This window comes from Collimonas sp. OK307 (assembly GCF_900113705.1).
Lineage (GTDB): Bacteria > Pseudomonadota > Gammaproteobacteria > Burkholderiales > Burkholderiaceae_D > Collimonas.
The window spans coordinates 560,756-574,090 of record NZ_FOQI01000001.1 but is presented as its reverse complement, the minus strand read 5'-3'; the positions used below and the strand labels follow the sequence as shown (position 1 = coordinate 574,090).

The 13,335-nt window shown below is 55.8% G+C and carries 12 protein-coding genes; 9 read left to right on the top strand and 3 right to left on the bottom strand.

Annotation, left to right across the window (positions count from 1 at the left end; translation table 11 throughout):
- Positions 1–19: 19 nt before the first annotated feature.
- A complete protein-coding gene (locus BM205_RS02570; RefSeq protein ID WP_092412184.1) occupies positions 20–961 on the top strand; it encodes a patatin-like phospholipase family protein in 942 nt (313 codons plus the stop codon).
- 93 nt (positions 962–1,054) lie between these two features.
- On the opposite strand, the gene BM205_RS02565 is transcribed toward BM205_RS02570, so the two are convergent.
- Positions 1,055–1,414, bottom strand: a complete 360-nt coding sequence (locus BM205_RS02565; RefSeq protein ID WP_092412182.1) for a hypothetical protein — start codon at positions 1,412–1,414, stop codon at positions 1,055–1,057.
- Between the two features lie 184 nt (positions 1,415–1,598).
- Complete coding sequence (locus BM205_RS02560) at positions 1,599–2,165, bottom strand: C40 family peptidase (RefSeq protein WP_254783701.1); 567 nt, start codon at positions 2,163–2,165, stop codon at positions 1,599–1,601.
- 314 nt (positions 2,166–2,479) lie between these two features.
- On the opposite strand from BM205_RS02560, the gene BM205_RS02555 reads away from it, so the two are divergent.
- The 5 genes from BM205_RS02555 (at position 2,480) to BM205_RS02535 (ending at position 9,017) form a co-directional block, all read left to right on the top strand.
- Positions 2,480–2,887, top strand: a complete 408-nt coding sequence (locus tag BM205_RS02555; protein ID WP_092412178.1) for a GlcG/HbpS family heme-binding protein — start codon at positions 2,480–2,482, stop codon at positions 2,885–2,887.
- A gap of 488 nt (positions 2,888–3,375) precedes the next feature.
- Positions 3,376–4,554, top strand: a complete 1,179-nt coding sequence (gene carA, locus BM205_RS02550) for a glutamine-hydrolyzing carbamoyl-phosphate synthase small subunit (protein ID WP_092412176.1) — start codon at positions 3,376–3,378, stop codon at positions 4,552–4,554.
- Positions 4,547–7,768: a carbamoyl-phosphate synthase large subunit gene (gene carB / locus BM205_RS02545; RefSeq protein ID WP_092412174.1), complete on the top strand. Its 3,222-nt coding sequence runs from the start codon at positions 4,547–4,549 to the stop codon at positions 7,766–7,768. The genes carA and carB overlap by 8 nt, the downstream gene beginning before the upstream one ends.
- 216 nt (positions 7,769–7,984) lie before the next feature.
- On the top strand, positions 7,985–8,461 hold the full coding sequence (gene greA / locus BM205_RS02540; protein WP_092412172.1) for a transcription elongation factor GreA: 477 nt from the start codon (positions 7,985–7,987) through the stop codon (positions 8,459–8,461).
- Positions 8,462–8,555: 94 nt separating this feature from the next.
- A complete protein-coding gene (locus BM205_RS02535) occupies positions 8,556–9,017 on the top strand; it encodes a DUF4149 domain-containing protein (RefSeq protein ID WP_092412170.1) in 462 nt (153 codons plus the stop codon).
- Between the two features lie 133 nt (positions 9,018–9,150).
- Here BM205_RS02535 and BM205_RS02530 read toward each other — a convergent pair whose 3' ends face one another.
- Positions 9,151–9,621 (bottom strand): YhbY family RNA-binding protein, encoded by a 471-nt coding sequence (locus tag BM205_RS02530; protein ID WP_092412168.1) that lies wholly within the window; start codon positions 9,619–9,621, stop codon positions 9,151–9,153.
- A gap of 31 nt (positions 9,622–9,652) precedes the next feature.
- Here BM205_RS02530 and BM205_RS02525 point away from each other — a divergent pair, with 31 nt between their 5' ends.
- The 3 genes from BM205_RS02525 (at position 9,653) to folP (ending at position 13,332) form a co-directional block, all read left to right on the top strand.
- Entirely contained in the window at positions 9,653–10,297 is a 645-nt protein-coding gene (locus tag BM205_RS02525) for an RlmE family RNA methyltransferase (protein WP_092412166.1), read from the top strand.
- A 148-nt stretch (positions 10,298–10,445) separates the two neighbouring features.
- Positions 10,446–12,332 carry an ATP-dependent zinc metalloprotease FtsH gene (ftsH, locus tag BM205_RS02520; RefSeq protein ID WP_092412164.1) on the top strand — a complete coding sequence of 629 codons (1,887 nt, stop codon included), beginning with the start codon at positions 10,446–10,448 and terminating at the stop codon, positions 12,330–12,332.
- A gap of 154 nt (positions 12,333–12,486) precedes the next feature.
- Positions 12,487–13,332 (top strand): dihydropteroate synthase, encoded by an 846-nt coding sequence (gene folP, locus BM205_RS02515; RefSeq protein WP_175511123.1) that lies wholly within the window; start codon positions 12,487–12,489, stop codon positions 13,330–13,332.
- Positions 13,333–13,335: the final 3 nt, after the last annotated feature.

Here is a 13,335-nt window from a genome sequence, read left to right as displayed (position 1 = left end):
TCCAAGCTCCTCCACCGCCATGTCTTTTTCGATGTCCTTTCCGCGCTTATTGCCTACTCGTACACTTAGTCTCCTTTTATGCGCTTTGCTGGCCGCCTGCAGCAGCAATCCGATCGCCCCGCAGACACCGCCGGTGGTGGTGGTTCCCGCTGTGCAGCCAAAAGTCGCCAAACCGATCAAGATCGGCCTGGCGCTGGGTGGTGGCGCTGCCCGCGGTTTCGCCCATATCGGCGTGATCAAGGCGTTGGAATCGCAAGGGATAATGCCGGATATCGTGGTCGGTACCAGCGCCGGTAGTGTGGTCGGCGCCATGTATGCTGCCGGCAATAACGGCTTTGCGCTGCAAAAGATCGCGCTGCAAATGGATGAGGCTGCCATTTCGGATTGGTCCGTGCCGTTCTTTGCCAAGGTCAGTGGTGTGTTGAAGGGTGAGGCGATCCAGAACTACGTCAACAAGACCGTTCACAATGTACCGATTGAAAAACTGAAAATCCCGTTTGGCGCGGTAGCCACTGATTTGCATAGCGGCGTCCCCATTCTGTTCCGCCGTGGCAACACTGGTTTAGCGGTGCGGGCGTCTTCGGCTGTGCCGGGCGTTTTCCAATCGGTGAATATCGGTGACCGTCAGTATGTTGATGGCGGCCTGGTGTCGCCTGTACCGGTGCGTTTTGCGCATGAAATGGGCGCGGATTTTGTGATTGCCGTGAACATTTCCGCCTCGCCGGAAGCTCAGGCTGCGTCAAGCTCGGTTGACGTATTACTGCAAACCTTTGCCATCATGGGCCAGACTATCAACAGCTATGAGTTGAAAGACGCGGATATTGTCATCCGTCCGGAGCTGGGGGCGATGAAGGGTAATGATTTTGCCGCGCGTAATACAGCGATACTGGCCGGTGAGCAGGCAGCAATGGCGCAGATGGCGGTTATCAAGAAGAAGTTGAAGGAAAAGCGCGAAGAATAAAGGTGGCAAAAGCTGCTAGAGACGATTTGTCGGTTGGGGTTGGCCGCGCGTCCAGAAAAAGCGTGGGCGGACACCCATGTCCGCGCGTGACTTCTAATTGGGTATCTGCGGCAGATTTGTCGGCAGCTGTATCACCACAGGCTGCTGCGGCTCGGGCTTGAGGGCATTGCTCATGGCCAGGAAAAGACCGCCGAACCCGATGAACAAGCCGATAACGGTTGCCAGCATCCACTTGTGTGTTTCGCCTGCAACCTTATGGAGTTCGCTTATGATCGACTGCATGTCCGTCCGCGTCGCGTGTATGTCCACTCGTTTCGCCAAGGTAGGCAACACCGTATCAAATCTAGCCTCCAGCCTGCCGAGGCGTTCCACGCCGCGATCATCTTGTGATCTTCTGTTTTTATCAACACGCGCGTGTGGCTTGTCAAATTGTGAGAGACTTGGGTTCATCATCTGAGAGGTATCCTTTACCTATGAAAACGCCACCCTGCAAAAACTCTTGCGGAGCGTGGCATTTTTCATTTTATCGCTATGTAGGACGCGCGCTCTCGATAACCAGTCATTTTAGGTGGATTGCTCATGCAGGAAGGCGGGGCAGCCGAGGGAACTGGCGGCTCGCGAAGGTCAACAACGTCGATTATTGATGACCGAAGCTATCCGGTTCCGGATCATTGATGCGCCGTGCACCATTGAAACGCGATTTCCAGTAAGCCAGATCCATGCTTTCGATGCGCACTTTGCCGCCGGTGGATGGGGCGTGGATGAATTTATTGTCGCCCAGGTAAATGCCCACGTGCGAGAAGCTGCGGCGCAGCGTGTTATAAAACACCAGGTCGCCCGGCTTCAAATCCTGCTTGTCGACCTTTTCGCCGCTGCGGCTCAATTCCGCGGCGGTGCGTGGAACATTGACGCCCCAGGCATCCTTGAAAACATAGCGTACCAAGCCGCTGCAATCCAGGCCGTTTTCGGGGTTGTTGCCACCATATTTATAATGAATGCCGATCATGCCCATCGCGCTCACAGCCAGGTCCGACGCCCGATCGGTAAATTGCTGGAGTTTGCTGAGGGTGCTGCTTGCTTGTGGCCGAGGATCGATATCGGTGATATCGGAAGCGCGCGCGGGAGTGCACAGCAACAGCGTGGCGATCAGTGCGAAGGCAAGTGCCAATGTCTGGTATAGGGGAAAGGCTTCTTTAATCGACATCGTTATGGATGGGCTCTGGGACATTACGATCGCACGAATGTAAGTGAATAAGAGGTGCCTGTCAAATTTGGCAGGCTGCTGAGCTGCACTGTATTATGTCATTGTGATAATTAAAGTCGGGTGAATCCCAAAATTCGCAGGAATTTCCCTGTTATTGGGGTTTCTGTAAGGCAAGTATCAGGCCAGGGTGCCGCGAGTCCGGGTACCAGGCGCAAAATGGTGCGCCAGAAATAATCTGCTTTCAAAGCAGTCGATGCAGATGCCTATTGCGGGGCACTAAAGTACAATATTCAGTTATTTCACAAGGAGCAAAAATGAAATCGAAACAAGTTTTGACACTCGACGATGTAAAGAAAATTGCGGCAGCTGCTGAGGCTGAGGCGGTCAAGAACCGTTGGGCGGTCACGATTTCGATCGTTGACGACGGCGGTCACCTGCTGTGGTTGCAGCGTATGGATGGCTGTGCGCCGATTTCGTCCCATATCGCCCCGGCCAAGGCCAAGACCGCGGCCCTGGGTCAGCGTGAATCGAAAATTTATGAAGACATGATCAACAATGGTCGTTTTTCGTTCATTACCGCACCAAACCTGGAAGGTCTGCTCGAGGGCGGCGTGCCGATCCTGGTTGGCGGTGAATATCTTGGCGCGGTTGGTGTTTCCGGCGTGAAGTCGAGCGAAGACGTGCAAATCGCCAAGGCAGGTATTGCAGCCTTGGGCGCTTAAGTCGGATTTCGGAAAATACGGTTAGCTGCGCTCGCTGGCGCTGTTGCGCGGCGCAGGTCGACGATGGCAGCCGTGTTTTTCAAGTGAGGGAGTAAAGCAGCTTGCAGGTTCGACATGCCGAACTGGCAAGCTGACCATTATTGGCAGTTGAGTGACAGTTAAAGTTGACGGTTGAGTTGACAGTTGAGCCGATAACCCGGGCGTTGTTCGTCAGGTTTATTGTCAATTAAATCATGGTCGTTGATTTTTCATGATTATTTCGTAATTATTTATACAAAAACCCTCGGCTGGGTGCCTGACCAGATTGCCGGGCAGGGTGTTGTCGGCTATAATTGCAGGGTTTAGCCCAATTTACTCCGCCGTAGCGCATACCACCATCCATCTCGTCCCAAAAAGACTATTTAAAGCTGCCAAACCGTCACTGTTTGGGGTTTCATAGCGGTCGTTTGGCGCAGCGCAGCGGCGGTAACAACATCAGGAGTTACCCCTTGCAGCCATTTTTTTCTGGCCTCACCGTACCGGCCATCCTCGCGCTAGCAGATGGGACGATTTTTAAAGGTATTTCAATTGGCGCCGCTGGTCATACGACTGGCGAAGTCGTATTCAATACCGCCATGACCGGCTACCAGGAAATCCTCACCGATCCTAGCTATAGCCGCCAGATCGTCACTCTCACTTATCCGCATATCGGCAATACCGGCGTCAATAAAGAGGATATCGAATCCTCCCAAATTCACGCCGCCGGCCTGATCATTCGTGATCTGCCGCGCCTGGTATCGAATTTCCGTTCCACCCAAACGCTCGATGCGTACCTGCAAGAGTCGAATATCGTTGCCATCGCCGGCATCGATACGCGCAAGCTGACACGCATTTTGCGCGAAAAAGGTGCGCAGGGCGGCGCCATCGTCGCCGGTGAACCGGACATCGCTGCCGCTACCGCAAAAGCGCTGGAGCTGGCGCGCGGTTTCCCCGGCCTGGCCGGCATGGACCTGGCAAAAGTGGTGTCGACCACCAAGGCTTACAGCTGGAGCGAGACTGAATGGCGCCTCGGCCGCGGCTACGATCAGCAAATTACACCTAAGTATCATGTGGTGGCGTTTGACTACGGCGTCAAGTTCAACATCCTGCGCATGCTGGCGCAACGCGGCTGCAAGATTACCGTGCTGCCGGCGCAAGCTACTGCTGCCGATGCACTGGCACTCAATCCGGACGGTATTTTCCTGTCCAACGGCCCTGGCGATCCGGAGCCGTGCGATTACGCGGTTGCCGCCGTCAAGGAACTGATCGAGCGCGGGATTCCGACTTTCGGCATCTGCCTCGGCCATCAGATCATGGCGCTGGCATCCGGCGCCAAGACGCTCAAGATGAAGTTCGGCCACCATGGCGCCAATCATCCGGTGCAGGACCTGGACAGCAAGCAAGTGCTGATCACATCGCAAAACCACGGTTTTGCAGTAGACGGCGCAACCCTGCCGGCCAATTGCCGCGTGACGCACGTTTCGCTGTTCGACGGTTCGCTGCAGGGCTTTGCCCGCACCGACAAGCCGGCATTCTGCTTCCAGGGCCACCCGGAAGCTTCGCCTGGCCCGCATGACATCGCCCCCTTGTTCGATCGTTTCATTCAACTGATGAGTCAAACGATGTTGGAGAAAAATAAAAATGCCTAAGCGTAGTGATATAAAAAACATTCTGATTATCGGCGCTGGCCCGATCATCATCGGTCAGGCTTGCGAGTTTGACTACTCCGGCGCACAGGCCTGCAAGGCGTTGCGCGAAGAGGGTTATAAAGTAATCCTGGTCAACAGCAATCCGGCCACCATCATGACCGACCCGGAAATGGCCGATGTGACCTACATCGAGCCGATTACCTGGCAAGCAGTGGAACGCATCATCGCCAAGGAAAAGCCGGACGCGATCCTGCCGACCATGGGCGGCCAGACTGCGCTCAACTGCGCGCTGGATCTGCATCGCCACGGCATCCTGGAAAAGTACAATGTCGAATTGATCGGCGCTTCGCCTGAAGCGATCGACAAGGCTGAAGACCGCTCCAAGTTCAAGGAAGCGATGACCAAGATCGGCCTCGGTTCGGCCCGTTCCGGCGTCGCCCACACCATGGATGAATCCTGGGGTGTGCAGAAGGAGCTCGGCTTCCCGGTCATCATCCGTCCTTCGTTCACCATGGGCGGCACCGGCGGCGGTATTGCATACAACGCCGAAGAATTCGAAACCATCTGCCGCCGCGGCCTGGAAGCATCGCCGACCAAGGAATTGCTGATTGAAGAATCGCTGATCGGCTGGAAAGAGTATGAGATGGAAGTGGTGCGCGACAAGGCGGACAACTGCATCATCGTCTGCTCGATCGAAAACCTTGATCCGATGGGTGTGCATACCGGCGACTCGATCACGGTAGCGCCGGCCCAGACCCTGACCGACAAGGAATACCAGATCATGCGTAACGCCTCGCTGGCGGTATTGCGTGAGATCGGCGTCGACACCGGCGGCTCCAACGTACAGTTCTCGGTCAATCCGGCCGATGGCCGCATGATCGTGATCGAAATGAATCCGCGCGTATCGCGCTCTTCGGCGCTGGCTTCCAAAGCTACCGGTTTCCCGATCGCCAAGATCGCGGCGAAACTGGCGGTGGGCTTTACGCTGGACGAGTTGCGCAATGAAATTACCGGCGGCGCGACACCGGCATCGTTCGAGCCTTCGATCGATTACGTGGTCACCAAGATTCCGCGTTTTGCTTTTGAAAAATTCCCGACCGCCGACGATCACCTGACGACTCAGATGAAATCGGTAGGCGAGGTGATGGCGATCGGCCGCACCTTCCAGGAATCGTTCCAGAAAGCCTTGCGCGGCCTCGAAGTCGGCGTCGACGGCATGAACGAAAAGACGCAAGACCGCGAGGTTATCGAAGAAGAACTCGGCGAGCCGGGTCCGGACCGTATCTGGTATGTCGGCGATGCGTTCGCCCAGGGTTTCACACTGGAAGAAGTGCATCAGCTGACCCATATCGATCCATGGTTCCTGTCGCAAATCAAGGAAATCGTCGATATCGAACTGTGGCTGGAAAACAGCCAGACGCTGGAAGCGCTGGACCGCGATACACTGTTCCGTCTCAAGCAAAAGGGCTTTGGCGATCGCCGCCTGGCCAAGCTGCTGAAGACAACCGATACCGCAGTGCGCCTTAAGCGCCTGGCCTTGAATATCCGTCCGGTCTACAAGCGGGTGGATACCTGCGCCGGCGAATTTTCGACTAATACGGCTTACATGTACTCGACCTACGAGGAAGAGTGCGAATCGAATCCGACCAATAAAAAGAAGATCATGGTGCTGGGCGGCGGTCCTAACCGTATCGGCCAGGGTATCGAATTCGATTATTGCTGCGTCCATGCGGCACTGGCAATGCGTGAAGACGGCTACGAGACCATCATGGTCAACTGTAATCCGGAAACTGTATCGACTGACTACGACACCTCGGATCGCTTGTATTTCGAACCGGTGACGCTGGAAGACGTGCTGGAAATCGTCGACAAGGAAAAGCCATACGGCGTGATCGTTCAGTACGGTGGCCAGACGCCGCTGAAGCTGGCGCTGGATCTGGAAGCCAACGGCGTGCCTATCGTCGGCACTTCGCCGGACATGATCGACGCTGCCGAAGACCGCGAGCGTTTCCAGAAGCTGCTGCACGATCTGAATTTGCGTCAACCGCCAAACCGCACTGCGCGTACCGAAGAAGATGCATTGCGCCTGGCGCAGGAAATCGGTTATCCGCTGGTGGTGCGTCCGTCCTACGTATTGGGTGGCCGCGCGATGGAAATCGTCCACGAGCAACGCGATCTCGAGCGCTACATGCGCGAAGCGGTCAAGGTCTCGCACGATTCGCCGGTATTGCTGGACCGCTTCCTGAACGATGCTATCGAAGTTGACGTTGATTGCCTGTCCGACGGCGAACGCACCTTTATCGGCGGCGTCATGGAGCATATCGAGCAGGCTGGCGTGCACTCCGGCGACTCGGCTTGTTCGCTGCCGCCTTACTCGCTGTCGCAGGCAACCATCGAAGAGATCAAGCGGCAGACGTCGCTGATGGCCAAGGGCTTGAACGTGGTTGGTTTGATGAACGTGCAGTTCGCGATTCAGCAGATCGATGGCAAGGACGTCGTGTTTGTGCTGGAAGTCAATCCGCGCGCCTCGCGCACCGTGCCGTTTGTTTCCAAGGCTACCGGTTTGCAGCTGGCCAAGATTGCCGCCCGCTGCATGGTTGGGCAGTCGCTCGACAGCCAGGGTATCAAGGAAGAGGTCGTGCCGAAATACTTCAGCGTCAAGGAAGCGGTATTTCCGTTCGTCAAATTCCCTGGTGTCGACACCATTCTCGGACCGGAAATGAAGTCCACCGGTGAAGTGATGGGCGTTGGTAAAACTTTCGGTGAGGCATTCGTCAAGTCGCAGCTCGGCGCCGGCGTCAAGCTGCCGAGTTCTGGCAAGGTGTTCCTTAGCGTCAAGGGTAGCGACAAGCCGCGTGCAGTGCAGGTTGCCAAGGATCTGGTGGCGATCGGCTTTACGGTGGTGGCCACCAAGGGTACCGCGGCGGCAATCAGCGCTGCCGGGATTCCTGTGGAAACCGTCAACAAGGTGGTTGAAGGACGTCCGCACGTGGTCGACATGATCAAGAACAATGAAATTTCATTGGTGATCAACACGGTCGAAGAAAAGCGTAGCGCGATTGTCGACTCACGGGCGATCCGTATTTCGGCCCTGGCGGCACGCGCCACGACCTATACCACGATTGCCGGTGCAGAGGCAGCGGTCGAGGGCATGCGTCATCTGGACGAGTTGCATGTCTATGATTTACAAGGGCTGCATAAAACCTTACACTAAGGTCAGATCAGGATGTGCCTAGGCGCATCCTGAATCGCTTCCGGGCTGCATTGTTGCCTGGAAGCCGCCGAAACGTACAATTTAGCTACAGAAGTTCCTGCGGAGGTCATAAGCGCACCCTTTTTTCGGTACGCTTTGACCTCCGTGACCTTTTATTGTGTACGTGATAGACCCTGCGTCATAAACCTTAATTTATATTTGTTGAGTACCATCCCTATGAGCTCAGTACCTCTTACCAAGCATGGCGCGCAATTGTTGAAAGATGAATTGCATCATTTGAAAACCAAAGAGCGTCAAACTGTCATCAAGGCCATCGCGGAAGCGCGCGCGCATGGCGATCTTTCGGAAAACGCGGACTATGACGCGGCGAAAGAGCGGCAAGGTTTTGTCGAAGGCCGGATTGCCGACCTCGAGGGCAAGCTGGGAGCCGCGCAGGTTATCGATCCTGCAACTCTGGATGCGGACGGGCGCGTGGTGTTTGCCTCTACGGTCGATCTGGAAGACCTGGAGTCCGGCGATAAGGTGACGTATCAAATCGTCGGCACCGATGAAGCCGATATCAAGCTGTCCAAGGTTTCCGTGACCTCGCCGATCGCTCGTGCGCTGATCGGCAAGACCGCCGGCGACGTGGTCGGCGTACAAGCGCCATCCGGCATCCGCGAATATGAAATCCTGGAAGTTCGCTACATCTAAGCAAGCGCGTCGGGCATCGCCGCATACGGCCGGTGCCCTGAGAGTAATCAGAGCAGCTTGATTCGAGTCGCTTGATCAGAAACCGGGAGTGGCAATGCTTGTTGTAAGACTCAGATTGTTGATTGCTACCTTATGGGTGGGTAGTCTGTGGACGGTTGGTTATCTGGTCGCACCGGCGTTATTCGCCACGTTGCCCGACCGCGTGCTGGCCGGCACTATCGCGGGCAGCCTGTTCCGGATCGAAGCCTGGCTGACGATAGCTTGCGGCGTCGCCTTGATCCTGTTGTTCAGCTACCGGACCTATGACGATGCAGCACCGTTGCGCAAGACCCTGCTGAAGCTGACGCTGGCGATGCTGGTTTGTACCCTGGTCGGTTATTTCGGTATCCAGCCGTTCATGGCCAGTTTGCGTGAAGCGTCTGTGGCAACCGGCGGTGTGATGAGTGACGGCGCCAAGACGCAGTTCGGGATTCTGCATGGCGTTGCCAGCGGCATCTTCCTGATTCAGAGCTTGTTGGGAGTGGGGCTGATTCTGCGTTTGCGCAGTTTGCGCTAGGTAGAAGCCGGTGTGAGTCTGCCGGCTACAGGGAAAGGCGCTGCAGGATCTGGATCGATCCTGGCTCCGCCTCTAAGAAATGCGGCCCCGTTACTGGTTACCGCAGTCGCTGCGGCAACCATAAACGTAGGCATTAACGACCCAATGCCGATTTCTTACCGCTTTTCTGACGAGGTTTGGCGCGCTTGATGTTGCCGCCCTGGGTTACGCGCTCATTGCCTTTTACCATGACCTTGGTCACCGATGGCCGCTTGGTGCCGCTTGGGCTTGGTTTGACGATGGTTACTTCACGCATGCCCCGGCCGCGAGTTTCGCTGCGTTCTTTGGCAGCATCCTTTTGCGGGCGGTACAGGACCAGCAATTTGCCGATGTGTTGTACCGGCGCTGCGCTGAGTTTTTCGCAAATAGTTTCGTAGATGGCAATCCGTGCCTCGCGATCATCACCGAATACACGCACTTTAATCAGGCCATGGGCGTTCAGGCTGGCATCGATCTCTTTCATCAGGGATGGTTTTAAGCCATCTTCGCTGATCAGGACCACCGGATCCAGTCCGTGGGCTTGGGAACGGAGCTCGCTACGCTCGGCGGATGTAAGTTTCAACATAAAAATTCCTTAAAAACGGTATTCTACGCGAATGGCAAAGAAGAAATTAAACAAAAACTGGTTGCACGACCACATTAACGATCCTTACGTGAAGCTGGCGCAGAAAGAAGGCTATCGTGCGCGGGCAGCTTACAAGCTAAAAGAAATCGACGAAATGGACAAGCTGATCAAGCCTGGCCAGATCATTGTCGATCTTGGATCGACTCCGGGCAGCTGGTCGCAGTACGCCCGCAACAAGCTGGCCGGCCAGGACGGCGGCGGCATCCATGGCATGATCATCGGCCTGGATATCTTGCCGATGGAGCCGATTGCCGACGTCCATTTCATCCAGGGCGACTTCCGCGAGGCGGACAGCTTGCGCCAGTTGGAGCGCTTGCTGGAAGGGCGGAAGGTGGATCTGGTGTTGTCCGACATGGCGCCCAACCTGTCCGGCATCGCTATCTCGGATGCGGCTCGGGTCGAGGAAATTATCGATTTGGCAATTGAATTTGCGCAACAACACATGAAGCCAAGCGGCGCTTTGTTGGCAAAATGTTTCAACGGTACCGGTTACAATGAAGTGTTGATGAAATTTCGCCAGGAATTCAAAACCGTGGCCTCCAGAAAACCGAAAGCCAGCCGTGACAAATCGTCAGAAATCTTCTTGCTTGGAAAGATATTGAAGAATCCACGGTAATTTCCACGATGATTAACAAGTATTCCTTGATTTATCATGAGTGCGGCCGCATATCCAATCTAGCAAGCCGTACCCATTCCGAGTAAAATCTAAGGAATACCTCGAAGCTGTACCTATGTCAGGCGCGCAGCGCGTCCAAGGAGTTCTAGTGAACAACATGTTTTCCAAAGCCGCCATCTGGGTGGTCATCGCCCTGGTGCTTTTCACCGTATTCAAGCAGTTCGACGGGCGAGGACTGGCTAGCGGCGCAGGGCCGATTGCCTATTCCGATCTCATCAGTGAAATACGGTCAGGCCATATCACCGATGCGACGATTGAAGACCGCAGCATTGTTGCCACTACTTCGGACGGTAAGAAAGTCAAGACTGCCATCACGTCGCTGGATCGCGGCCTGATCGGCGACCTGGTCAACAACAACGTCAAATTCGAGATCAAACAGCCGGAAGAACCATCGTTCCTGCAGCAGATCTTCATCTCGTGGTTCCCGATGATCCTGTTGCTGGGCGTCTGGATTTTCTTCATGCGGCAGATGCAGGGCGGCGGCAAGGGCGGGGCATTCTCGTTCGGCAAGTCGAAAGCGCGCATGCTGGATGAAAATAGTAATACCGTTACTTTTGGCGATGTTGCCGGTTGCGACGAGGCCAAGGAAGAAGTGTCCGAACTGGTCGACTTCCTGCGCGACCCAACCAAATTCCAGAAGCTGGGTGGTCGCATTCCGCATGGCGTTCTGTTGGTAGGCCCACCAGGTACAGGTAAGACTTTGCTGGCCCGTGCGATTGCGGGTGAAGCGAAAGTACCGTTTTTTACCATTTCCGGTTCTGATTTCGTTGAAATGTTTGTCGGCGTTGGCGCATCGCGGGTGCGCGATATGTTCGAAAACGCCAAGAAGCATGCTCCTTGCATTATTTTCATCGATGAAATTGATGCAGTCGGCCGCCATCGCGGCGCCGGCATGGGCGGCGGTAATGACGAACGCGAACAAACGCTGAATCAGATGCTGGTTGAGATGGATGGCTTCGAAGCCAATTCCGGCGTGATCGTGATCGCTGCTACCAACCGTTCCGACGTGCTCGACAAAGCGTTGTTGCGTCCGGGGCGTTTCGACCGCCAGGTGGTGGTTGGCTTGCCGGATATCCGCGGCCGCGAACAGATCCTGAACGTCCACATGCGCAAGGTGCCGATTTCCACCGACGTCAAAGCCGACATCCTGGCACGTGGTACACCTGGCTTCTCGGGCGCCGACCTGGCCAATCTGGTCAATGAGGCGGCTCTGTTTGCTGCCCGTCGCGCCAAGCGCCTGGTAGAGATGCAGGATTTCGAGGATGCCAAGGACAAGATCGTCATGGGCCCTGAGCGCAAGTCTGCAGTGATGCGTGAAGAGGAGCGCCGCAATACGGCATATCACGAATCCGGCCATGCGGTGGTAGCCAAGTTGCTGCCAAAAGCCGATCCGGTGCACAAGGTTACCATCATGCCACGCGGCTTCGCCCTTGGCCTGACCTGGCAATTGCCTGAGCATGACCGCGTCAACATGTACAAGGACAAGATGCTGGAAGAAATCGCCATCCTGTTCGGCGGCCGTATTTCAGAAGAGATTTTCATGCACCAGATGTCGACCGGCGCCTCGAACGACTTTGAGCGCGCCACCAAGCTGGCACGGGCAATGGTGACACGTTACGGCATGTCCGAGACCCTGGGCACCATGGTCTACGAAGATACCGAGCAGGACGCATACTTTGGCCGCTCGTCCTCGAAAACAGTATCGGAAGCCACACAGCAAAAAGTCGATGCCGAGATTCGCAGCATTCTCGATCAGCAATATGCTTTGTCGCGCCGTCTGCTGGAAGAAAACAAGGACAAGGTTGAGGCGATGACCAAGGCCCTGCTGGATTGGGAAACCATCGATGCCGATCAGATCAACGACATCATGGAAGGCCTGGAGCCACGTTTGCCGAAAGCCGGCAGCTCGGTCCGCAAGGCACCTGGCGACAGTTCGTCCGGCGGCGTTTCGCCGACTGCTACCGCACCGGCCTGATCCGGTCCGGCGCCTGCCAGGTTGACAGGCTCTAACGTAGCTTGTAAAAATTTATAAGCAAGGGTGAGGAGCAATCCTCGCCCTTTTTATTTGTCTTCGCGCGCTTAATATCTATGCTTCAGATCCATTCTTAAGACCCATTCCATTTTTCATTATGCAAGAATATTTTCAATGCGGCCGTTATCGGCTCCCGGTCAATACGCCGCAAGCGCGGCCGCTGGTGATGGGCATCCTCAACATCACGCCCGATTCATTTTCCGACGGCGGACAATTCCAGTCGCTTGAATTCGCCTTGTCGCATGCCGAACAGATGATTGCGGACGGCGTCGATATCATCGACATAGGGGGCGAGTCGAGCCGTCCCGGCAGCCCGGCGCTATCGCTGGAAGAAGAGCTGGACCGGGTCATGCCGGCCATTTACGCCTTGCGCGATTGCGGCAAACCACTTTCCATCGATACCTACAAGCCGGCCGTAATGCGCGAAGCCCTTGCAGCCGGCGTCGACCTGATCAATGACATCAACGGTTTGCGTGCCCCGGGCGCCTTGGAGGCGGTAAGCGATAGCGATTGCGGCCTGTGCATCATGCACATGCAGGCGGACCCGCAAACCATGCAAATCAAGCCGGAATACCGGGATGTGGTGGCAGAAGTCAGTGCTTTCCTGCAGGAGCGGGTGAGGGTGCTGGAACTGGCCGGGATAGGGCGCAATCGCATCAGCATCGATCCCGGTTTTGGTTTTGGCAAGACCTTGGCGCATAATGTTGCTTTGTTGCAAAGCATGGGCGATATTCAACGTGCGCTGGACTTGCCTTTGCTGGCGGGAATCTCACGCAAAACCATGCTGGGAGAGTTGACCGGCAAACCGGTGGAGCGGCGCCTTGCCGGCAGTCTAGCAGCGGCTTTGGCGGCGGTTTCGCAGGGTGCTAAGATGGTCCGGGTGCATGATGTGGCCGAGACGGTAGACGCGCTCAAGGTGTGGCAGGCGGCGCAGCAGAAATAGGCA